This window comes from Peribacillus acanthi (assembly GCF_003073175.1).
GTDB classification, from domain to species: Bacteria; Bacillota; Bacilli; order Bacillales; family DSM-1321; genus Bacillus_BN; species Bacillus_BN acanthi.
In genome coordinates this window covers 1-23,009 of the sequence record NZ_QBBX01000003.1, presented here as the reverse complement: position 1 = coordinate 23,009, position 23,009 = coordinate 1, and the positions used below count along the sequence as shown (strand labels likewise).

Annotated in this window: 23 protein-coding genes and 1 other annotated feature; of the genes, 4 read left to right on the top strand and 19 right to left on the bottom strand. The window is 38.1% G+C overall.

The features are described 5' to 3' along the window. Positions 1-144: 144 nt before the first annotated feature. The 10 genes from DBX25_RS03365 to zapA form a co-directional block, all read right to left on the bottom strand. A complete protein-coding gene (locus DBX25_RS03365; RefSeq protein ID WP_108669372.1) occupies positions 145-1,122 on the bottom strand; it encodes an electron transfer flavoprotein subunit alpha/FixB family protein in 978 nt (325 codons plus the stop codon). Between the two features lie 39 nt (positions 1,123-1,161). Then, positions 1,162-1,935, bottom strand: coding sequence for an electron transfer flavoprotein subunit beta/FixA family protein (locus DBX25_RS03360; RefSeq protein WP_108669371.1), 774 nt, complete (start codon positions 1,933-1,935; stop codon positions 1,162-1,164). Between the two features lie 60 nt (positions 1,936-1,995). Continuing rightward, entirely contained in the window at positions 1,996-2,769 is a 774-nt protein-coding gene (locus DBX25_RS03355; RefSeq protein ID WP_108669370.1) for an enoyl-CoA hydratase, read from the bottom strand. Positions 2,770-2,880: 111 nt separating this feature from the next. Beyond that, on the bottom strand, positions 2,881-3,471 hold the full coding sequence (locus DBX25_RS03350) for a TetR/AcrR family transcriptional regulator (protein WP_108669369.1): 591 nt from the start codon (positions 3,469-3,471) through the stop codon (positions 2,881-2,883). 224 nt (positions 3,472-3,695) lie between these two features. Further along, a complete protein-coding gene (locus tag DBX25_RS03345; RefSeq protein WP_108669368.1) occupies positions 3,696-5,393 on the bottom strand; it encodes an AMP-binding protein in 1,698 nt (565 codons plus the stop codon). Positions 5,394-5,949: 556 nt separating this feature from the next. Beyond that, complete coding sequence (locus DBX25_RS03340) at positions 5,950-6,357, bottom strand: DUF350 domain-containing protein (RefSeq protein ID WP_108669367.1); 408 nt, start codon at positions 6,355-6,357, stop codon at positions 5,950-5,952. Positions 6,358-6,371: 14 nt separating this feature from the next. Then, positions 6,372-8,726 (bottom strand): endonuclease MutS2, encoded by a 2,355-nt coding sequence (locus tag DBX25_RS03335; protein WP_108669366.1) that lies wholly within the window; start codon positions 8,724-8,726, stop codon positions 6,372-6,374. 25 nt (positions 8,727-8,751) lie between these two features. Next, positions 8,752-10,470 carry a DNA polymerase/3'-5' exonuclease PolX gene (gene polX, locus DBX25_RS03330; protein WP_108669365.1) on the bottom strand — a complete coding sequence of 573 codons (1,719 nt, stop codon included), beginning with the start codon at positions 10,468-10,470 and terminating at the stop codon, positions 8,752-8,754. 379 nt (positions 10,471-10,849) lie between these two features. After that, complete coding sequence (locus tag DBX25_RS03325) at positions 10,850-11,392, bottom strand: CvpA family protein (protein WP_108669618.1); 543 nt, start codon at positions 11,390-11,392, stop codon at positions 10,850-10,852. A gap of 5 nt (positions 11,393-11,397) precedes the next feature. Beyond that, positions 11,398-11,661 (bottom strand): cell division protein ZapA, encoded by a 264-nt coding sequence (zapA, locus tag DBX25_RS03320; protein ID WP_108669364.1) that lies wholly within the window; start codon positions 11,659-11,661, stop codon positions 11,398-11,400. Between the two features lie 154 nt (positions 11,662-11,815). On the opposite strand from zapA, the gene rnhC reads away from it, so the two are divergent. Both rnhC and DBX25_RS03310 read left to right on the top strand, forming a co-directional pair. Further along, the gene (gene rnhC / locus DBX25_RS03315) at positions 11,816-12,775 is read left to right on the top strand and encodes a ribonuclease HIII (protein ID WP_108669363.1); all 960 of its coding nucleotides are present in this window, start codon (positions 11,816-11,818) and stop codon (positions 12,773-12,775) included. 146 nt (positions 12,776-12,921) lie between these two features. Then, on the top strand, positions 12,922-13,473 hold the full coding sequence (locus DBX25_RS03310; RefSeq protein WP_108669362.1) for a GNAT family N-acetyltransferase: 552 nt from the start codon (positions 12,922-12,924) through the stop codon (positions 13,471-13,473). Between the two features lie 173 nt (positions 13,474-13,646). Here DBX25_RS03310 and pheT read toward each other — a convergent pair whose 3' ends face one another. From pheT to DBX25_RS03295, 3 genes are all read right to left on the bottom strand, one after another. Then, complete coding sequence (gene pheT, locus DBX25_RS03305; protein WP_108669361.1) at positions 13,647-16,058, bottom strand: phenylalanine--tRNA ligase subunit beta; 2,412 nt, start codon at positions 16,056-16,058, stop codon at positions 13,647-13,649. Positions 16,059-16,103: 45 nt separating this feature from the next. After that, positions 16,104-17,144, bottom strand: a complete 1,041-nt coding sequence (gene pheS / locus DBX25_RS03300) for a phenylalanine--tRNA ligase subunit alpha (protein WP_108669360.1) — start codon at positions 17,142-17,144, stop codon at positions 16,104-16,106. A gap of 83 nt (positions 17,145-17,227) precedes the next feature. Beyond that, positions 17,228-17,462 (bottom strand) — a binding site (T-box leader). A gap of 60 nt (positions 17,463-17,522) precedes the next feature. Continuing rightward, entirely contained in the window at positions 17,523-18,269 is a 747-nt protein-coding gene (locus DBX25_RS03295) for a TrmH family RNA methyltransferase (protein ID WP_108669359.1), read from the bottom strand. A 112-nt stretch (positions 18,270-18,381) separates the two neighbouring features. Here DBX25_RS03295 and sspI point away from each other — a divergent pair, with 112 nt between their 5' ends. Beyond that, the gene (gene sspI / locus DBX25_RS03290) at positions 18,382-18,591 is read left to right on the top strand and encodes a small acid-soluble spore protein SspI (RefSeq protein WP_108669358.1); all 210 of its coding nucleotides are present in this window, start codon (positions 18,382-18,384) and stop codon (positions 18,589-18,591) included. Between the two features lie 164 nt (positions 18,592-18,755). Here sspI and DBX25_RS03285 read toward each other — a convergent pair whose 3' ends face one another. The 5 genes from DBX25_RS03285 to DBX25_RS03265 all read right to left on the bottom strand — a co-directional run bounded on the left by DBX25_RS03285 (position 18,756) and on the right by DBX25_RS03265 (position 21,606). Further along, positions 18,756-19,058 (bottom strand): small multi-drug export protein, encoded by a 303-nt coding sequence (locus tag DBX25_RS03285; protein WP_240620139.1) that lies wholly within the window; start codon positions 19,056-19,058, stop codon positions 18,756-18,758. A 9-nt stretch (positions 19,059-19,067) separates the two neighbouring features. Beyond that, entirely contained in the window at positions 19,068-19,505 is a 438-nt protein-coding gene (locus DBX25_RS03280) for a hypothetical protein (protein ID WP_108669357.1), read from the bottom strand. 1 nt (position 19,506) lies between these two features. Beyond that, positions 19,507-19,710: a helix-turn-helix transcriptional regulator gene (locus tag DBX25_RS03275; protein WP_108669356.1), complete on the bottom strand. Its 204-nt coding sequence runs from the start codon at positions 19,708-19,710 to the stop codon at positions 19,507-19,509. 220 nt (positions 19,711-19,930) lie between these two features. After that, positions 19,931-21,019: a M42 family metallopeptidase gene (locus DBX25_RS03270; RefSeq protein ID WP_108669355.1), complete on the bottom strand. Its 1,089-nt coding sequence runs from the start codon at positions 21,017-21,019 to the stop codon at positions 19,931-19,933. Positions 21,020-21,114: 95 nt separating this feature from the next. Beyond that, on the bottom strand, positions 21,115-21,606 hold the full coding sequence (locus tag DBX25_RS03265) for a dUTP diphosphatase (RefSeq protein ID WP_108669354.1): 492 nt from the start codon (positions 21,604-21,606) through the stop codon (positions 21,115-21,117). A gap of 111 nt (positions 21,607-21,717) precedes the next feature. Between DBX25_RS03265 and DBX25_RS03260 the strand changes: the two genes are divergently transcribed. Next, a complete protein-coding gene (locus DBX25_RS03260) occupies positions 21,718-22,107 on the top strand; it encodes a sigma-w pathway protein ysdB (RefSeq protein WP_108669353.1) in 390 nt (129 codons plus the stop codon). A gap of 11 nt (positions 22,108-22,118) precedes the next feature. Here the strand turns inward: DBX25_RS03260 and DBX25_RS03255 are convergent, their stop codons facing one another. Further along, positions 22,119-22,700 (bottom strand): TVP38/TMEM64 family protein, encoded by a 582-nt coding sequence (locus tag DBX25_RS03255; protein WP_108669352.1) that lies wholly within the window; start codon positions 22,698-22,700, stop codon positions 22,119-22,121. Positions 22,701-23,009 lie beyond the last annotated feature (309 nt).

The window sequence follows — 23,009 nt, the reverse complement described above, 5'->3', positions numbered from 1 at the left end:
AAATCCTCCTAAAAATAAATACTTTAAACTACAGACAGTATAACACTGTAGCCAAAAACTATGCTAATAATTTGTCTCGATTCATTTTATGCAACGCATCATACAAAAACCCGACAAATATTTTTGCCGGGTTACATAAAAATATTAAGCGTTCACTTTTAGCTTTCTAAATTCTTCAGTCAGCATTGGTACTACCTCGAATAGGTCTCCTACGATACCGTAGTCAGCTACTTTGAAGATGTTAGCTTCAGGATCTTTGTTGATTGCAACAATAACCTTAGAGTTAGACATTCCTGCTAAATGCTGAATAGCTCCAGAAATACCACAAGCAATATATAAGTCAGGAGTTACTACTTTACCAGTTTGGCCGATTTGTAGAGAGTAATCGCAATAATCAGCATCACAAGCTCCACGTGATGCACCTACAGCTCCTCCTAGTACATTTGCAAGTTCTTTTAATGGATTGAATCCATCTTCACTCTTCACTCCGCGTCCACCTGCAACAACCACTTTTGCTTCGGAAAGGTCTACACCTTCACTAGCTTTACGCACCACTTCTTTAATAATGGCACGTAGGTCCTTAATCTCAACTGATAATGATGAAACATCCCCTGTGCGAGAAGCATCTTTTTCAAGTGGAGTGATATTGTTAGGACGAATCGTCGCAAAAATAAGTCCATCTGTTACAATTTTCTTTTCAAACGCTTTACCTGAATAGATTGGGCGAGTGAAGACTAGGTTTCCGCCTTGCTCTTCGATAGCCGTTACGTCTGAAATTAAGCCAGAGCTTAATTTCCCAGCTAAACGCGGTGCCAAATCCTTACCTAACGCAGTATGCCCAAGGATGATGCCTTCTGGCTTCTCGGCTTCTACTACTGCTAGGAAAGCTTGTGAAAAACCGTCAGAAGTATAGTTTTGAAGTTTTTCATCTTCAACTGTAACAACTCGATCTGCTCCATATTGTACAAGCTCATTGGCTACATTAGACACTCCACTACCAATTAATACACCTACTACTTCACCATTTTCAGAAGCTAACTTTGCAGCAGCAATCGCTTCAAAAGATACGTTACGAAGGGAGTTATCGCGAACCTCACCTAGTACGAGAATTTTTCTAGCCATTTATATTACCTCCTGTACTTGTCGTTAGAATTTTATGAATTAGATTACCTTTGCTTCAGTATGTAGAAGCTTGACCAATTCTTGTACTTGATCTTTGATTTCTCCATCAAGGATTCTACCAGCTGCTTTTTGAGGTGGCAGGTATACTTCAATTGTTTTTGTTTTCGCTTCTACATCATCTTCTTCTAAATCAAGATCATCAAGTTCCAACTCGTCTAAAGGTTTCTTCTTAGCCTTCATGATTCCAGGTAGGGAAGGATAACGCGGCTCATTCAAGCCTTGTTGAGCTGTTACCAATAGAGGTAAAGAAGTTTCAATCACTTCAGAATCCCCTTCTACGTCACGAACTACTGTAGCTGTTTTCCCATCAATATCTAGCTTCGTAATCGTAGTGATATATGGGATGTTCAATAGCTCTGCTACTCGTGGACCGACTTGACCAGAACCGCCATCAATAGCGACGTTACCAGCTAAAATCAAATCTGCATTCTTATCCTTTAAATATTCACCAAGGATTTTTGCAGTCGTGAATTGATCTCCTGCTTCCACATCGTCCTCAATATTGATTAATACAGCTTTGTCAGCTCCCATAGCTAAAGCTGTACGCAGTTGTTTTTCTGCTTCCTCATTGCCAACTGTTACAACTGTAACTTCTCCTCCAAATGCATCACGCTTTTGGATTGCTTCCTCAACAGCATACTCATCGTATGGATTGATAATGAATTCAGCACCGTCTTCGTTAATTCGACCACCGGATAAAGTGATTTTTTCTTCCGTATCGAAAGTTCTTTTTAATAATACATAAATGTTCATGTAGTTCCCTCCCATTTTGTACGGTATTTTAGAAGATTTTGAATATTTAAGGCAAAAAAATTATTTACCTACAAATTGTGGTTCTCTTTTTTCAATAAAAGCACCAATGCCCTCTTTGGCATCCTCAGAAACAAAAACATGTCCAAAGACAGCTGCTTCTTTGTCTACCCCTTTGTAATAATTTTCATGTTTCGTAAAATTCAATAATTCAATCGCTGCTTTTAATGCAACTGGGCTTTTCTTGGCGATTGCCGTGGCTAGCTCCTTTGCCTTACCAGGAAGTTCTTCTTCACTGTAGGCATGGTTTGCTAACCCGTATTGGACTGCTTCCACACCAGTGATTGGTTGTGATGTAAACAGCATTTCTGCAGCTTTTGGCATCCCTACATAACGAGGTAAGCGCTGTGAGCCTGCAAACCCCGGAACTAAACCTAATTGGAGTTCAGGAAGACCAAGCTTGGCTTTTTCTGTTACTAATCGGATATGGCAAGACATAGCTAACTCCAATCCTCCGCCTAACGCAGCGCCATGAATAGCAGCTATGACTGGTTTTGGAAATTGTTCGATTCTTTCAAAGAAATCTTGTCCGAGTTTAGCAAGTCTGGAGAATTCCTCACCTGTTTCAATCGATGTGAACTCCTTAATGTCCGCTCCTGCTGAGAAGAATTTCCCTTCACCTTGAAGAAGAATAACCCTTACCTCATCATTGGATTCAAGTCCGTCAAATACGGATGAAAGCTCTTTCAAAACATGAGACGACAAAGCATTTGCCGGTGGTCTTTCTAAACTGATAAAGGCAACTTTGTCTTCTATTGCGACCTTGACGAATTCCATGACAATCCCCCTTATTACTAGCCTAGTAAACTACTACCCTTATTAGTATAAAAGTTTTTTCGATATATTACAAAAATATTTATCAAAAAAGGCAGAATAATCTGCCCTTTTTTATTCAGGTTTATGACCGCATCCATGTACAAGCAGTTTATGTACTTCTGGGGCCAAGTCTACTAAGTTATATTTTTGGTCATTCATAACCCATGTTGTGACAGATTCATCTATGGTTCCGAAAATCATTTGTCTACCTAGACGGTAATTTAAATCAGCTCTTAACTCATTTTTTTCAATGCCATCTTTTAAAATCTGCTCTACAAGCTTTAAATAACCCTTCAACACTTCATTGATTTTATGTCTAAGTTCCTTATTAGATTGCCTGATCTCAAGTTGTGTCACTATTGCAAGATGTGGATCAGCAGAAAGCATACTGAAATGTTTCTCAACCAGTACATAAAGCTTTTGTGAAGTTGTTGAAACATTTTTTATTTCTTCTTCTATTTTTTCTACAAAGTATCCCATTTTATCTTGAAATAGTGAAATTAGTATATCTTCTTTATTTTTAAAATAAAGATAGATGGTTCCATCCGCAACTCCAGCTTGCTTAGCAATCTTTGAAACTTGTGCTTGGTGATAACCATGTTCAGCAATGACTATAACGGCAGCATCAATGATTTGTTTATATTTCGGTCGATTCTTTTTCAAAAAACTCTTCCCCTTTCAGAGAAATGAATGGTTTATCACTCATTTTACTGAATGAATACTCATTCATATTTTTATAATAGAATGTTGTCATTTCTCTGTCAAGAAAATTCGATAAAATTAATTATAAACCATTTCAAATCTATCATCATTGGATGCGCTTGTCCAATATAGTCAGCAGAAAACCCGCCAATTGGCGAGCCCCTTTAGGACTTGTAATGTTCAAACTACGCTTGCTTTTTTTCTTCAGATAATTTGCTTCTCTCTTCTTCCACTAATGCTCTTCGTAGGATTTTTCCAACAGCTGTTTTTGGTAGCTCTTTTCTAATTTCGTAATATCTTGGAACTTTAAAAGCAGCTAAATGCTTACGAGCAAAAGTATTTAATTCTTCTTCTGTTACATTTCTTCCTTCTTTTAGAACAATATATGCTTTTACTGTTTCACCTCTATAAGGGTCAGGAATACCTGCGACAACTACCTCTTGAACTGCTTCATGCTCATACAAGACTTCTTCCACTTCTCTTGGATAAATATTAAAGCCTCCAGCGATAATCATATCTTTTTTACGATCTACAATAAAGAAATATCCTTCTTCATTCACATAACCAAGATCACCAGTTAAGAAGTATCCGTTTTTAAAAGTCATGGCTGTATCTTCTGGACGGTTCCAATATCCTTTCATGACTTGTGGACCTTTAATTCCAACCTCTCCTATTTCATTAGGACCTAATGGTTCACCTGTCTCAAACGATAAAATGGCTGCATCTGTGTCTGGCCATGGAACTCCAATACTTCCCTTAACACGTGGACGATCCCATAGAAAATTGGCATGTGTGACTGGAGAAGTTTCGGTTAAACCGTAACCTTCTACTACTTTTCCACCCGTAACTCTTTCAAAGTTTTCTTGCACTTCCACTGGAAGAGGCGCCGATCCACTGATGCACGAATCAATTGAGGATAGGTCATATTTTTGGATATCAGGATGATTTAGTAAAGCAATATAAATGGTAGGTGCACCTGGGAACAGTGTAGGGCGTTGTTTATCGATCGTCTTCAAAGTTGTTTCGGCGTCGAATTTAGGTAAAAGAATCATCTTATAGCCTTCCATAATGGATAGAATCATAACTGCTGTCATTCCGTACACATGGAAAAATGGCAGGATTCCTAAAACACTTTCTTCCCCTTTTTTACATTTATACATCCAAGCCGTACACATTTTCGTATTGGCAATAAGATTCTTATGTGTCAACATAACACCCTTAGGAAATCCTGTCGTCCCACCTGTGTATTGAAGAATGGCAATATCCTCTTCAAAGTCAAATTCATAGGGTATCTCATTAGCAGTTGATTGTTTCAGAATTTCAGTTAATAAATGATGATTACCATAATGCTCTACCTTCACTGAAATGCCTAGCTGTTTTTTCTGAATGAAAGGGTAAATCAAATTCTTAGGGAATGGTAGATAATCTTTGATAGCGGTTACAATAATATGCTCTAGTTTCGTATTGGGCATTACTTTTGAAACTCTTGGGAATAATGCGTCCATAGTGATGATGACCTTTGCTCCCGAATCTTGCATTTGGTACTCCAATTCTCGTTCCATGTATAGTGGATTCGTCTGAACAACTACTCCACCAGCCAAAAGAACTCCAAAAAAAGAAATTACAGAAGAAGGCATATTTGGTAGCATAATCGCCACTCGGTCACCTTTTTCGACACCTAGTTTTTTTAAGTAATTAGCGAGCTTTAGAGACGCGTCATACACTTCTTGGAAAGTGTGTTCTTTACCCAAAAAATGAATCGATGTTTTATTCGGATAAAGTTGTGCTACTTCCTTAAGTAGACTTTGTATTGGCTTGTTTTCGTATGTCAAAGTTGGAGGTATTTCAGCAGGATAATTTTTCAGCCAAACTTTTTCAACCATTTCATTCCCTCCTTAAATATATTTAATTTTCTAACTTTTCTATCTTATTATAATATAGTGTACTTTTAGTGACAATTAGAAGGTTAGTTCCATTGTCATGTTTTTTTATTAAACCCTTTCATTACCATCGTATTCTATAGGTGAAAATTTCAGAATCAACTTTGGGGTTGGTTATAAACTATGGACAGGAAGTTTTAGCACAATTTTATTACCCAGTACAAAACAAAAGTGCAAGCACCTTGGTCAGCCCCGACAAGCAAAAGACGAGCCGTGAGAAGTTGGGTTTTTACGTACCTCCAAGCCGACTAAGTCGCCACACCCTATGGCAACGTCGGCACTTGTACATCTTGCACATCAGGGCTAGGCTTTGTAGATAGATGTGGACAAAGTCCTAAATTTCTAAACAACAAAAAAACGGATAGAGAGTATCCCTATCCGTTCGTTTTAAGCAATTATGAAATTAAGTAAAGAACATCATGTAGATGATTCCAATCGCTACAAATCCGCCACAACAGACAAATAGGACTTTTGCTAGTTTTTCCACATTCCCTCTCCTTTACGAAATACCCGCTCCAATGACATATGATAATCCTACAGAAATGGATAAAGAAATAAAACCAACTGCGCGATTATCCTTTTCGATTTCTTCATCTATTTTAAAACTTGGAGTCAAAAATTCATAGATGAAATATCCTGCCAAAAGAAGGATAAAGCCAAAGATTCCCCAACTTACCATGTCAATCAAAGAATCATGTTGCGTGATAGAATGTCTAAAAATATTGGCGATCCCGAAAATTTTACCGCCAGTGGCCATAGCAACGGAAAGATTCCCTTTTTTGATTTCTTCCCAGTTTCGATATTTTGTGACCAATTCAAATAAAGCCAGAAATACAAACGCACACAAAATCACGACACTAAAATAGGCGGATATTTGGATAAATTCATTCTCCCAAAAAGAATTCATAACAATCTCCTACTTTACTTAAATTCTACCACGGTCACACCAGTGCCACCTTCACCTGCATCACCGAATCTTATTCGCTTAACAGAGCGGTGATTTTTCAAGTATTCTTGAACACCTTGCCTTAATGCCCCAGTTCCTTTACCGTGAATAATTGATACTCTTGGATATCCTGCAAGCAAGGCATCATCGATGTATTTTTCCACACGCACAAGGGCATCTTCAAATCTTTCGCCACGTAAGTCTAATTCTAGATTAACATGGAAATCTCTTCCACGAACTGTGGCAAGTGGCTTTGTCTCCACTTGTTTAGGGCGGCTTATATACTCAAGATCTCTTTCTTTTACCTTCATTTTCAATATGCCAATCTGGACGTTCCATTCATCGGTCGTCGCTTTTTCAATCAAATGCCCTTTTTGTCCGAACGTCAGCACTTTGACTTCATCGCCAGGCTGTAATTCCCTCTTCGTTTGCTGAATGACAGTCTTCTTTTTCTTAGAGATTTTAGGTACGGCTTCTTCCATACGTTTACGTGCTTCAATTAGTTCATGTTCCTTCACTTCGGCATTCTTCTGTATGCGTAGTTCACGTAGTTCTCTTATAATCTGCTCTGCTTCAGCTTTAGCTTTTTCAACGAGGCGTTGTGCATCGATTTCAGCTTTTTCCAGTAGCGCATCTTTTTGTTCGTAATACTCCATCATTTGTTTTTGTAAATCTTTATGGAGCATTTCTGAGGTTTTTAAGAATTCATTAGCTTCTTCCCTAGCTTCTTCAGCCTGTTTCCTGCTTTTTTCTAATGAGGCAATCATATTTTCTACTTTATTCGTTTCGTCACCAATATAGCCGCGTGCATTTTCGATTACGGAATCCTCTAGGCCTAAGCGCTTTGAAATTTCAAAGGCATTACTTCTACCTGGTACTCCAATCAACAGTTTATAAGTAGGGCTCAAGGTTTCGACATTGAATTCTACGCTTGCATTTACTACACCCTCTCGATTGTATCCATAGGCTTTCAGTTCTGGATAGTGGGTAGTCGCAATGATGCGTGCTCCACGCCCATATACCTCGTCAAGGATTGAAATGGCAAGTGCAGCCCCTTCTTGTGGATCTGTCCCAGCACCCAATTCATCAAACAAGACCAAACTTTCATGGTCAACCTTCTTTAAGATGTCCACGATGTTTACCATATGAGAAGAAAAAGTACTCAAGCTTTGTTCAATCGATTGTTCGTCACCGATATCCGCATATACTGATTGGAAGACAGCTGTTTCAGATCCATCCAAGGCAGGAATCTGTAAACCAGCCTGAGCCATTAACGTCAAAAGGCCTACCGTTTTTAAGGTAACGGTTTTACCACCAGTATTGGGTCCTGTTATAACGATTGCAGTAAAATCTTCGCCTAAATAAATATCATTTGGCACTGCTTCTTCTCTAGGGAGTAGTGGATGCCTTGCTTTGAAAAGCTTAATTCGCCCTTCATTATTTAAAGTCGGTTTTGATGCCTTCAATTCTTTTGCAAATCGTGCTTTAGCGAACATAAAATCCATTTTAGCTAATATCTTAACATTCTGCAGGATTTCATGTGTGTACTCACCTACTGTCACAGTCAATTGAATAAGAATGCGCTCCACTTCCTGTTGCTCCTGCATTCTAATTTCAGAAAGCTGGTTGTTTAACTGGACAATGCTTTGAGGTTCAATAAACAACGTCTGTCCTGAAGATGACTGATCGTGAATGATTCCACCATAATGAGAACGATATTCCTGTTTTACAGGGATAACGAAACGATCATTACGTATGGTAATGATGGCATCTGATAACATCTTCTGTGCATTGGATGAGCGAATCATGCTTTCAAGCTTTTCGCGGACTCGTGCTTCATTTGAACGCAACTGACTTCGTAGAGTCCGAAGTTTGTCGCTCGCAGAGTCTAGCACTTCTCCCTGTTCACCAATCGCTTCAAAAATATGCTTTTCTATTTCATATAAATCAAATAGAGTATGGATGGTCTCATCCATCAGTGGGAGCTCAATACCGTCTTCCAACATTTCATCAATAAACTTAGTTAGTCTTCGACCTGATCTTAGTGTAGAGGCCGTTTCCATCAATTCTTGTGGACTTAGCATCCCACCGATTTGAGCACGCTTTGCATGAGGACGGATATCAAATAATCCTCCGAGTGGAACATTTCCTTTTAAACGAATGACTTTTGCTGCTTCATCCGTTTCTTCCTGCCAAATCACTACTTCATCGTAGTTCGTGGAAGGCATTAATTGTTCAGCTTGATCTCTTCCAAGTGATGAAGATACAAATTTTAGTAGCTGTTCTCGTATTTTTTGAAACTCTAAGGTTTTCAACACTTTATGATGCATGGAGAAAAATCCTCCTCATATAAATTCAGTCATTTCTTGTTAAAAATGCCAGTAGTTGTTCATTGTCTTTTGCATTCAATACATAATCTTTAGGAATCCACGCTTTCTTTGCAGTAGATACACCGATCGGCATGTGTTCGAGCATAGCAATATGATGAGCATCTGTATTGATGACGAGCGTAACGCCTGCTTCTTGAGCTTTTTTCAAATGCTCTGGAGCCAAGTCTAACCTATTGGGATTTGCATTCAGCTCTAAAGCTGTATTAGTTTCTTTGGCCAGTTCAATCAACATGTCCATATCAACTTCATAACCTGAACGTCTTCCAATAAGGCGCCCTGTCGGATGAGCTATTATGTCCACATGGGCATTTAATAAAGCCGTCTTCAACCGCTCCATGATCTTTTCTTTAGGCTGTGAAAAACTAGAATGAATAGATGCAATGACGATGTCCATTTCCTTCAGAAGCTCATCATCATAATCCAATGTACCATCTGGAAGAATGTCCATTTCCACTCCTGATAAAATGAGGATATCATCATATTTTTTATTCATTTCTTTAATATATTCACGTTGCTCCCGTAGTCTCTCAGCTGTTAAGCCGTTTGCAACCTTTAAATATTGTGAGTGATCTGTGATGGCCATGTAGGAATAACCTTTTGCACGACAAGCTTCCACCATCTCTTCAATAGAATATGCCCCATCGCTCCAAGTGGAGTGCATATGAAGATCACCTTTAATATCTTCAAGTGTCACGATATTCTCAAAATCATGACTATGTTCAATTTCTCTTCCATCCTCTCTGGCTTCAGGAGGTATGTAAGAAAGGTCGAAATGTGAAAAAAATTCTTTTTCAGATTCAAAAGTAAGAATCTTACCCGTTTCTAAATTTTCAACACCGTACTCACTTATTTTCTCGCCTCGGTCTTTTGCGATTTGCCTCATTCTTACATTATGGTCTTTAGAACCCGTAAAATGATGTAGAGTTGTGATGAATTCATGTGGCTTCACTAGGCGAAAATCGACAGAAAGGTCATATTGGTGGGCGAGAACTACCGATACTTTCGTTTCTCCTGCTGCCACTACATCTTTTATGTTAGCCATCGCAAGTAATTGCTCTTTCACCATGTCTGGGTTTTCTGTAGCAATGATATAATCTAAATCCTTAACCGTCTCGCGCATCCTTCTGAGACTCCCTGCCCGTGAGAACCTTACAATTCCTTCTACTGTTTCTAGGTAATCTTCAATACTTGAAGCGATTGGAAGGACGAAAGCTAATGGCAATCGGTCAGGCCTAGATCCTGCTTCATTCAATGCAGCCAAAATCTTTTCTTCTGTTTTTTTTCCAAAACCTGCTAAAGCTTGTACTTTATTAGCTTCGCATGCTTCTTTTAATTCTTCTGCATTGGTAATATTCAACTCTTGGTACAGCTTCGCAATTTTCTTTCCACCCAGTCCTTGAAGCTGCAAAAGAGGAATCAGCCCTTTAGGAACTTCTTCTTGCAGTTCTTTTAATAGAGTGGATTCACCTGTTTCAATATACTCTACGATGACTGAGGCTGTCCCTTTTCCAATTCCCGATAAAGCGGTAAAATCATGTATTTCTGAAAGACTGCGATCGTCTGTTTCTAATGCCTGTGCAGCTTTTCTAAATGCAGAGGTTTTAAAAGGGTTTTCTCCCTTTAACTCCATATATATAGCTATTTTTTCTAGCAACTTTATAACATCTTTTTTATTTACTGGCATTGTTTATCACCTACCAATAGTATGTATTTGTTATCTATCTCTTTTAAGATACAGATTGTAGAGTTAAAGCACAAGGAAGTAGGATTCCTAAGACTGTTTTCGTAAACTTTTTGCTTCTTTACAATAGTGTGGGTTGATTTCCGTTCCACGATGCTCGCTTTACGCCTGTGGGGTCTCACTGTCATGGGCTCTCACACAGACCACTTGTACATAAATAACAACTAAAACAAGAAAAATTTCCACCATGGATTCATTCTAGTATCCTGCTACGTAGCTCCGCCCCTTTTCCACTAAAAAAAGACCTTCTTCACCTAATACGAATTGGCTGCTTAAAGGTTGCAAATGACAGCCAATATTTCCCCTCAGGTGCAAGAAGATCTTAAGAAGGCATATGATTAAACCATAAATCTTTTACTTTATCCGAAAACAATGGAGTATTCTTAACAATCGACTGAGCAAAAAATGAATCATGTATTTGATTTTGGATCATTTCAACCGGCAAAAGTGCAGCTATGTATACAATAATAAACATGATAAGATAGACTTCAGCGAGTCCTAGAATTCCTCCACCCCATCTATTCAGCGTTTTGAGAATAGGGAAATGGGCAATGAAATCGAGCATAGATCCGATCATTTGCCATAGAATTTTCACGACAAAGAATATCGCAGCAAATGCAATAGCATTGTAATACGCTAAATCCAAACCTATTGTATCAAAGAGCATGTTGAATGAACCCTTGCTCCCCATAGTAGGAAACGGAATCCATAGCTTCAGTTTTGGTGCTAGTTCATCGTAATACATATAAGCAGCTATAAAAGCCACAAAAAAGCCCGTCAAATGAATAAATTGAAGAATGAAACCTCTTCTTAGACCTACAATGGCTCCAATCAGAAGGATAGTTAAAATCACTAAGTCAAGCATGGAATTCATTCCTTTTCATCTCTTGGTTCCAGTTGTTCATATTGAGATAACTGGTCTTTTACCTTAATATAATCGTGAATTGCATTTACTGCTGTTAAAACTGCTAGTTTGCTACTATCAAGCGACGGATTCTTCGCGCTGATTTCGCGCATTTTATCGTCAACCATTGAGGCAACCAGTCTGATATGGCTGGAGCTCTCTGCTCCAACGATTGTATATTGTTGTCCATATATATCAACGGTGATTTTTGTTTTTTTCTTGTCTGACAAGGTGAAGCCCCCAATCTAAGAATCCTAATCTCTATAATAACATGAAGTATTTCAGCTTAAAAGAGAGACGATATCGATAAAGGCCTCATTTTTACAATAAAATGTAAATCTATAATTTTTTCAAACCTAATACCTTATGTAAAGGAGAACAATAATGTCTCATGTAGTATTAATGCTTACTCAACAAAAAATAGAATCTATGAAAAAACATTATATGAACTGGTTATCCCCCACTTCCCCACCCGGAAGTGTGTTTTCTGCAAAACCTAGTTCCTGTACGATCACAGCCTACAAATCTGGAAAAGTATTATTTCAAGGCTCTCGAGCCGAAGCTGAAGCGAATATGTGGAAATCTGATTCAGTGGTATCCGCATCAGTCAAACCTAAGAAAGCAACAACTACAAGCGTCAAGAAACATGCCTATTCTCCGCCCACCACTATAGGAGAAATGTCTTTAATCGGTTCCGACGAGGTAGGTACAGGAGATTTTTTTGGTCCTATCACTGTTGCAGCAGCCTACGTCCCAAAAGAAAAAATCGCTCTATTAAAAGAACTAGGTGTCAAGGATTCAAAAAACCTGAAGGATCCTCAAATACTAGAAATCGCCGCTCAGCTTAAACATGCAATTAGCTTTAGTCTGCTTGTGCTCGATAATATCAAGTACAATGAATTACAGTCTAAAGGAATGTCACAAGGAAAAATCAAAGCATATTTACATAACCTTGCCATTAAGAACTTATTAAAGAAAATTGACCCAATTATTCCTGAAGCAATCTTAATCGATCAATTTGCACAACCTGAGGTGTTTTTCAATTATCTTAAGGGGCAAGATCTCTTTACAGGGGAAAAAGTTTATTTAAGCACAGGTGCAGAGAGCCTTCATGTAGGGGTTGCCGCAGCTTCAATCTTAGCTCGAGCAGCATTTGTTAAGCAGTTTGAGCAATTAAGTGAAAAAGCAGGCTTTAAACTTCCTAAAGGTGCAGGTCCACAAGTCGACCAAGCTGCCGCCAAGCTAATCATAGCAAAAGGCTCAAACGCTCTCACCGAATTTACAAAAGTTCATTTTGCCAATACAGAGAAGGCAAAGGCGATTTTAAACAAAAAAAGAAGCTAATATTTTCCAAAATCAGTTGTAGGCTTCGAACATTATGATTATGATGAATGTAATAACGCGTAAAGGGGATAGAATATTGCGGAACTTATTTATGTTTTTTTTAGATAAAGAGGTGAAACAAAACTAATAGTAAGGAGAAATTTGAAATGAATACCATAAACCTTTTTAGAGGGAGTCTATTAAAATTAACAGGCATACGACCAGGGGATGCTGAGATAATGGTCAAATGGGGTGAAGATCCTGAGTATCTTCGCAACATTGATACGGATATCGCAAGACCATACAGCATGAAACAATTCGACAATGAAGGAAACCCTAAATCTAATTCCTTTAATTTTCGATTAAGGACTATCGATAATGATTCTTTGATAGGTTTTGTAGTCCTCCATAGCATTGAATGGAATAATCGGTCGGGCCTTTTAGCAATCGGAATAGGTGATTCTGAAAACCGTAATAAAGGCTATGGGCAGGACGCGCTAAAACTTATCCTCCAATATGCTTTTTGTGAATTAAATCTTGATAGAGTTGGTCTAGATGTAATTCAGTATAATGACCGAGCGATTCATGCATACGAAAAGGTTGGTTTTCAACAAGAAGGCAGGATGAGATCGGCAGTTTACCGAGATGGAAACAGATATGATCGGATTATCATGGGTATCCTGCGTTCGGAATGGGAAGCTTTGAATTGTAAGAAATAGAAGTAAAGGCTAATGGTTGAGTAATACCTGACCATCAGCCTTTTTTATTATATAAGGCACTTTGTAATATATAGTTAAACAAACCATGCCTTCCTTCATCATACCAACAACTTCTTCTATTTTATATAAAAAAACCGCCCTAACTTTACAGTTAGAACGGTCTAATGTATCAATTATCCACGCATTTCTGCGCCTTTTGCTTTTACTGCCTCTAGCACTTTATTATGTGCTTTTGTTACTTCTTCGTCTGTTAATGTCTTCTCAGGATCGGAGTATCTTAGGGAATACGCAATGGATTTTTTGCCTTCTTCCATTTTGTCGCCTTCATACAAGTCAAAAACTGAAACCTCTTTTAGAAGTTTACCAGCTGCTTCTGTGATGGCCTCTTTTAACTCACCTGCAGTCATTTCCTTACTTACAACAAGTGCAATATCACGAGTGATGGAAGGGTAACGTGGAATCGTTTCATATCCAATTGGTGCAACTTCAGCTTCAAGTAATGCTTTTAATGAAAGTTCAAATACATATGTGTCTTTTAAGTCCATGTCTTTTTGAACATTTGGATGTACTTGACCTACAAATCCGATATAAGAACCATTCAGTGTTACTTGTGCTGTTCTTCCAGGGTGCAAGCCATCCATTGATACTGCTGTATATTGGATTTGGTCAGATAAACCAAGTAAATTAAACATGCCTTCTAGAATTCCTTTTGCTACATAGAAGTCCACCGGTTTCTTTTCACCTTGCCATGAATGTGAATGCCATAAACCAGTAATTGCACCAGCCACATGTTCTTTTTCAACAGGAAGTTCATCTAAAGTTGTTTTTAAGAAGACTGCACCTGTTTCATATAGCGCTACTGAATCATTTTGACGTGCAACATTGTATTTTAATACCTCTAAAAGCTGAGGAACAATGCTTAAACGCAATGTGCTGCGGTCTTCACTCATTGGCATAGCAAGACGGATTGGTTCAGCATTCTCAATTGCATATTGAGTAGATTTTTCAACAGTCGTTAAAGAATACGTAACCGCTTGATAAAGACCAGCGCCTTCTAAGTAACGACGCACCTTTCTACGCTTCAGCTGATAAGATGATAATTTCCCCGGTGTTGCTTCAGCAACAGGAAGTGTTTTAGGAATATTGTCGTATCCGTACATACGAGCAACTTCCTCAATTAGATCCTCTTCAATAGAAATATCCCCACGGCGAGTAGGTGCAGTAACAGTAATTTCGTCTCCTTCAACAGTAGCTTCAAATTGAAGACGAGCAAAAATGTCCTGTACTTCTTTCATGGTCAATTCTGTACCAAGTCGAGCATTGATTTTTGAAAGAGTTACTGACACAACAGCAGGTTCCACTGAAAGGTTATCGACTTCAACTGAACCTGACAGTACCGTACCATCTGCATACTGTTCCAATAGGTAGGCTGCACGTTCTGCTGCTGCACGTACTCGATTTGGATCAACTCCTTTTTCAAAGCGAGCACTTGCTTCACTACGTAGGCCATGATCTTTAGATGCTTTACGGATAGTTGGTCCTGTGAAATAAGCAGATTCTAAAAGAACTGTTGTTGTTGTTTCCACAACCTCAGAATTTGCTCCGCCCATGACACCAGCAAGAGCGACTGCTTCTAGACCATTTGTTATTAATAAGTGGTCAGCTTTCAGAGTACGTTCTGCATCATCTAGAGTCTTAATCTTTTCATTCTCGTTGGCTTTACGAACTAGGATTTCTTTTGAACCTAATCGATCATAATCGAATGCGTGCAACGGTTGACCATATTCTAACAAGACAAAGTTCGTGATATCTACGACGTTATTGTGTGGACGAATGCCGCTTGCCATTAGTAATGTTTGCATCCAAAGTGGTGATGGTCCCACTTTTACATCTTTGATAACTTTTGCCACATATAGTGGATTATCTTCTTTTGCTTCCACTTTTACCGTGATGTAATCTGCTGCCTTTTCTGTCCCTTCTTGGACTGGAGCTTCTGGCCACTTTACTTCTCTACCTAAAATGGCAGCAACCTCATAGGCTACCCCAATCATGCTAAGGCAGTCTGCACGGTTTGGTGTTAATCCTAGCTCGAGGATTTCATCATCTAAACCAAGTTGCTCTAATGCATCTAGACCAACTTCTACGTCATTCGGGAATACGAAAATGCCCGTTGAATAGTCTTTAGCAATAAGCTTGCTCTCGATTCCAAGCTCTTGTAGAGAACAAATCATGCCGTGTGATGCTTCTCCACGCAATTTCGCTTTTTTTATTTTGAAATTGCCAGGAAGTACTGCACCAACTTTTGCAACAGCAACCTTTTGTCCTTTATCGACGTTTGCCGCTCCACAAATGATTTGGACTGGTTCATCTTCCCCAACATCCACTAGACATTTATTTAATTTATCTGCTTCTGGGTGTTTCTCTTTCTCTAATACATGACCAACAACGACACCAGAGATACCCGCGCTTTTCTTTTCAACACCTTCAACTTCAATACCGCTTTTCGTAATCTTTTCTGCAAGCTCTTCAGCAGAAACTCCTGTTAAATCCACATACTGCTGTAGCCATTTATATGAAACAAACATTGTCATCCTCCTCAATTGGAAATCCGTAAATTTGCTTAGTTACACTTATCCTTCATGACGTTCGAATTGTTTTAAGAAGCGCACATCATTTGTATAGAAATGACGGATGTCATCAATTCCATACTTTAACATCGCAATACGTTCTGGGCCCATACCGAAGGCAAAACCAGAATACTTCTTAGAATCGAATCCAGCCATTTCTAATACATTTGGATGTACCATTCCTGCACCTAGGATTTCGATCCAGCCCGTTCCTTTACATACGCTACAGCCTTTTCCACCACAAATTTTACATGAAATATCCATTTCTACTGATGGCTCTGTGAATGGGAAGAAGCTTGGACGTAGACGGATTTCACGGTCTTCCCCAAACATTTTCTTTGCAAATACTTCTAAAGTGCCTTTTAAATCGCTCATGCGAACATTTTCATCAATTACAAGACCTTCGATTTGCATAAATTGGTGGGAATGTGTTGCATCATCATTATCACGACGATACACCTTTCCTGGACAAATGATTTTCACTGGCCCTTTGCCTTCATGCTTTTCCATCGTTCTTGCCTGTACTGGAGAAGTATGAGTGCGAAGTAGAATTTCTTCAGTGATATAAAAAGAATCCTGCATATCACGTGCTGGATGCCCTTTTGGTAGGTTCAACGCTTCAAAGTTATAGTAATCTTTTTCTACTTCAGGACCTTCCGCGACTTGATAGCCCATTCCGATAAATAAGTCTTCAATTTCCTCAATCACTTTTGTAAGAGGATGATGATTTCCGATTTTTACCGGTCTCCCTGGTAATGTCACATCAATTTTCTCTGAAGCTAATTTTGCTTCTACTGCTGCTGCTTCCATAGTAGCTTGCTTATTTTCAATTTTTTCAGCGATAGCTTCTCTAACGTCATTTGCAAGTGCTCCAATGACTGGACGCTCTTCTGCTGAAAGCTTACCCATTCCACGTAAAACTTCCGTGATTGGACCTTTCTTTCCTAAATACGATACTCGGATATCATTCAATTCCTTTAAATCAGCTGCTGCTTCAACCTTAGCAATCGCTTCAGCCTGCAACTCTTGTAAACGTTCCTGCATCTTTATTCCTCCTTATTTCCACTGCTAGTATTTGAAAAGCAGTATTATGTAGTTATTAGAAAAAACAAAAAAACCTCATCCCAAAAAGGGACGAGGTTTTATATCGCGGTACCACCCTTGTTAGCACACAGGGGCTACCTGCATACTCACTTCATTGGATAACGGCATTAATGCCGATGCACCTTTACGCAAATTGCGGTCCCGGTGCCGACTACAGAGGTGAACTTCGCTCTTTGTCTACATAAAAATGCTCCCAGTCTAAGGCATTTTCTCCCTAAATGCTTTCAAAAAGTTACTTTTCTCTATCAACGTCTTTTAATATGAAAGATTTCCTTAACCCATTATAGTCAGTTTCGGTATACTATGCAACTGTCTTTCTCATTGATTCAACGCGTACAAAAGAATGCCTGTTGCAACCGTCACATTTAATGATTCAGCCTGTCCAAGAATAGGTATATAGAGGTTTTGGTCCGTTTGTGCTAAAAGCTCCTTACGAACACCGTTTCCTTCATTTCCCATAATCAAGGCAAACGTTTTATCACTTGAGACCTCTCTATAATCTTTTGCATTTTCAAGGGATGTCCCATAAACAGGAATATTTTGATCCTTAAGTGTGTTAATCCAATCCTCTAAATTGCCTTTCATGACAGGAAGGTGGAATACAGAGCCTTGCGTTGAACGCAAAACTTTTCCATTATAAAGGTCTACACACCCTTCTCCTAACACCACTAAATCTATTCCAGCAGCGTCTGCAGTACGGATGATAGTCCCTAAATTACCAGGGTCCTGAACACTATCTAACATTAGTACCTTTTCATACGATTGTGGTATAGATTCCTTTTTCTCACATACTGCAAAAATCCCTTGAGTGGTTTCTGTCTCTGCTAATAGCTCAACTATAGACTCTGGAACCTCATATATTTCTTCATCTTCTATATTCCAATTATGAGGTAAATCGACGTATTCATTTTTTATGATTGTAACTACTCGCTTATTTTTAAGAGCTTCTTCTACTAAGTGGAATCCTTCTACTAAAAAAAGACCGCTTTTGTCTCGCTCTTTTTTCATCAACAATTTTCTCCATTGTTTTACCAAAGTATTTTGTGGAGACTGAATGTACTTCAAATTTCTCTCTCCTTCTAGAATCTGATTTTCCTATTATAGCCCAATTTTTCTACATAATAAATCATCTAATGGAAAGAATAGAAGTGTTACATACAATAAGGAGGTAATGACAATGAACTTGAACTTACGTAACGCTATCATTCATAATGTGACTGGCAACTCTCAGGATCAATTGGAAGATACGATTGTGGATGCAATCCAAAGCGGGGAAGAGAAAATGCTCCCAGGCCTTGGTGTTCTTTTTGAAGTGATTTGGCAAAATTCTTCTGAGGCAGATAAGAAGGAACTGTTAGCTACACTAGAAAATGGTTTAAAGAAATAACAGCCGATTCGGCTGTTATTTTAATTACAAGAGAATATCTACGCCCATATTAGATGCAATGGTTATAATCAATGTCCATAATGATAAACCCGCCGTAATCCAACTCAAAACCCATGTTTTCTTAGCTCCCATTCCAATCCCTATCGCAGCCGCCACATGAGTTCCTATTGAATGGGTGCAGCAATCGATAAACCAGGAAGTCCATACTTATTGAATATCTCTTTAGCCCTTCTTTGCCTTCTTGACTTGCCCTCTTTAGATTTTTTCTTCCTCATGGCCATTATTCTTTCAAAGAAAATAACCAAGATAAATACTGTAGAAAAATTACCTGCAAAAGCTAATAATCCAACCCAAAATGGGGACAGTCCTTTAACAATACCTAAAGGAATAACGGCAACTTCAATCCAAGGGATAGCAGCAAGCAAGAAAACCATAATATATGCCCATAGCTCATTTGAAAATTCCATATATTTCTCCTATTTTTCTATATTTCTCATCTCTAACCAATAAATTACAAACTGACCAATGGCCAAGGTTAAAATGATACTTATAGGCAGCCAGCTAACATTGGGAAACAAAAACAGCAATACAAACGCTGCTGGCAAAGCGGAATAGAAGAAAATGTACACTTTTCGGCAGGCACGGTTCGTCAGCCACTGCATGCCTTCGTCTTCTTCACGGAATTCCACCGGCATGACTGACATCCATTTTATTTTAGATTTTGGATTACGTCTGTTATATCGATTGATGAGAACCGTATAAACTATTAAGGTACCTATAATGAACAAACTAAATCCTGAAACTACTCCTGCCTTATAAGGCTGCTCTAAGACGGTACTAAAAAGATGCAAACATGCTAGTTCTACTATAAAAATTAATGACCATAATGGTGACCTCATCGTTTTCTCTAACATATTAATCTTCCCCCTCTAACCAAAAAATTTCTTCTACTGAACATTTAAACTCCTTAGCGATCTTCAATGCCAATTGAATAGACGGTGAATAATCCCCTTTCTCTATAAAACCGATTGTTTGTCGTGTTACACCAATCTTTTCAGCTAAATCTCCTTGAGTAAGATTAAAGCGAGCCCTAAGTTCTTTTACTCGATTACCCAGCATATTACCACCTTTTCCATATTTTATAATATTAATGTAAACTATCCTTAACCTGATGTCAACTATCTTTAACATTAAGTTAAGGATAATTAACATTACAATGGTAGTGAACTTTGATGAAAATTAATCCATTTTCTTTATCTCTAGTAGTAACCCAATAACTATCCTCAACAAAACAAAAAGCAAACCCAGTACAATTACCAGGCTTGCTTTTGCTCATTGCTTATTCAAAAGTAATCTTATTAACTGTTTCGCGATCTAAACGCTTGATAACTTCAACAATTAGTTTTACTGCATTTTCATAATCATCACGGTGAAGCATTGCTGCATGTGAATGGATATAACGTGTTGCAATTGTAATAGAAAGGGCAGGTACACCATTTGCAGTCATGTGGATAGCACCTGAGTCAGTTCCTCCACCAGCCATTGAATCAAATTGGTAAGGGATATTGTTTTCATCTGCAACATCGGTTACAAAATCACGTAATCCTTTATGCGAAACCATGGATGCATCGTACAGGATGATTTGTGGACCTTTGCCCATTTTACCCATCGCTTCTTTTTCGCTAACTCCTGGAGTGTCTCCAGCGATTCCTACGTCAACTCCAAATCCGATATCTGGTTGGATTTTGAATGCAGAAGTTTTCGCTCCGCGAAGACCGACTTCCTCTTGAACAGTACCTACTCCATATACTACGTTTGGATGGTCAGTATCCTTCAATTGCTTAAGTACATCAATTGCGATCGCACAGCCGATTCTGTTATCCCAAGCTTTTGCAAGTAGCATTTTTTCATTGTTCATGACAGTGAATTCGAAGTGTGGAACGACCATGTCTCCCGGACGCACTCCCCATCCTTCTGCTTCCTCACGGCTAGAAGCACCGATATCAATGAACATATCCTTGATTTCTACAGGCTTTTTACGAGCTTCAGGTGAAAGGATGTGAGGTGGCTTAGAACCGATGACTCCTGTCACTTCATCTCCTTTACGGGTAACGATAGTCACTCGTTGTGCAAGCATTACTTGTGACCACCATCCACCTACTGTTTGGAAGCGAAGGAATCCTTTGTCATCAATTTGAGTCAACATGAAGCCAACTTCATCTAAATGGCCTGCCACCATTATTTTAGGGCCATCAGCCTTACCAGTTTTAACAGCAATCAAGCTGCCAAGACCGTCTGTAATTACCTCATCAGAATATGGTTCTATGTATTTCTTCATTACTTCTCTTGCTTCTCTCTCATTGCTCGGGATTCCTTTTGCATCTGTTAGATCCTTAAGCATTGTCAAAGTTTCATCCATTTTTGCCATATTGCTGCCCCCTTATAAATCATTCTCTACCATTATACAGAATATAGAAAAACTCGGCAAAATTCTAATAATTTTTGTTGTTGGTATTACAACATTTAATATCCTTGCTCTTGTCTCTCAAAATTAACCCTATTTTTTTCGATATATGCTTCTTTTACTTCGGATTGAGAAAATCCAAGTAATTCGCCTAAAAGGATATACTGTTTGAATAATTCAACGTATGTTTCTTTTTCCTTATCTAATTTGAATGATAATGCCGCTTCAAAAACACGTAAAAATTGATCGGTTAAAGTGTTTTCATGGCTAAAAATATGTACTTCTGATACTGAATCCTCCAAATCTAATTCAATTCCAAGAGATAAGATGAAGTGAACACCATCCACAAATTCTTCTAAAATCTTTTTCTTAGGTGAGGAGTCTTTCAAACTCCAGAATTTAAAGCAACGCGTCTCATTCGCTAACTCTCCTAATTCCACAAGCATTGCCAATATTTTTTTATCCACTAAGTTAGTTTCTAATAATCCATGCTTTTCCTCAATATGAGTATCAAGTTCTTTTTGCATCTTAAACAGTTGACTGTAATCCATAGTTCCTCCAACAAACTTTTTTAAAAATTATAGCAAAGTATTGAAACTTTTTCTTAACCAAATCGTAGAAAGTAGAAATAAGTGCTTGTTTATTACGGGAGGTTCATGGCTATGATGTGGTTATTTAGGTTGGCTTTACTTGCCATCTTTGTTTTTATTGTCTATTCAGCCTTTAAATATTTAACAAGTCCAAAACGAAAGCTTGAACTGGCACATGAACAAAAGAAATTCTTTTTTCTTGATGATACAGCAAATATTCGCAAGAACTTTCTTCTTACTTATAAAGGTGTACTATTTGAGGGAGAAAAGTATCTAGGGACAACGGAAGAGGCTTTTGATGTTATTTCTATCTTCATTTGGCCAAAGAGCACAAGTGCACTTAAAGGATTAGACCGTTCTGACTTTCTTTACATTGAATCTGAAGTACGAAAAAATTATCGCAATGCAGCCATAGATTGGAAGAGTCCTATCAAAGAATTCCTAAACGTAAAACAGCCTTGAGACTAAGAGCCTCAAGGCTGTTTTACTTGCTGCTTAAAAAATTCTCCCCATGCAATGACTTTGGTCTTCTCTCTAACTAAGTAAACTAATAATGTAAGGCATAGTAGTAATAACATTGAAAGAGATAATGAAAACTGTTTTATATAGTGACCAAATACGGTATAAAAGAAAGCTAATGGTAAGTTAGTCAAAAAAGAATAATAGGTGAAGGTTTTAAAATCCTTTTTTATTTCTTTAAGACACAAGGACAATAGATGATAATGTACAAAGGGAATTAGACGTAATAGCGAAATCTGCTGAACATTAAGCCTGCCATATCTTCCAAAGAGTTTTTCTTTAAGGTTTTCTAATTTCTTTGAGAAAAATGGAATCTTATCTATAATGGCATAAAATACGATGTTGGATAATGTCAATCCAATGACCGAATAAATGGTCCCATAAACCGAATCAAACAATATGCCTCCAGCCATACATACAATAGCAACAGGTATCCAGAAAAACTGACGAAGAACATGAAACCCAATGAATAAAATGGGGGCCCAATATGATTGCTCTTCAATGAACGAGAGTACCAATAACAGATTATCGTCCATTTTACCACCTCTCCCAATTGATCTTGGTGCTTTCACAAGTATGTAACCAGGTAGAGTAAGTCTGTTTTTATTGATGCTTTGTAAAAGCTTATACAGTTAGTTAAGCTTTTATTACAGTTTCGACATTAGGAGCAAATATATGATTATATAGAGGATAGATAATGAAGGTAACCCAATTTTAAATGAAGTATGCTTTGTTTTGTGTCTAAACCAGTTCATTCCTACATTATGATAAGTGGGATTATTGTACATTCATACTCTAACTCGATTATTATTGGCTTTTTAGTAAAATTAGATCAATTTTACTTT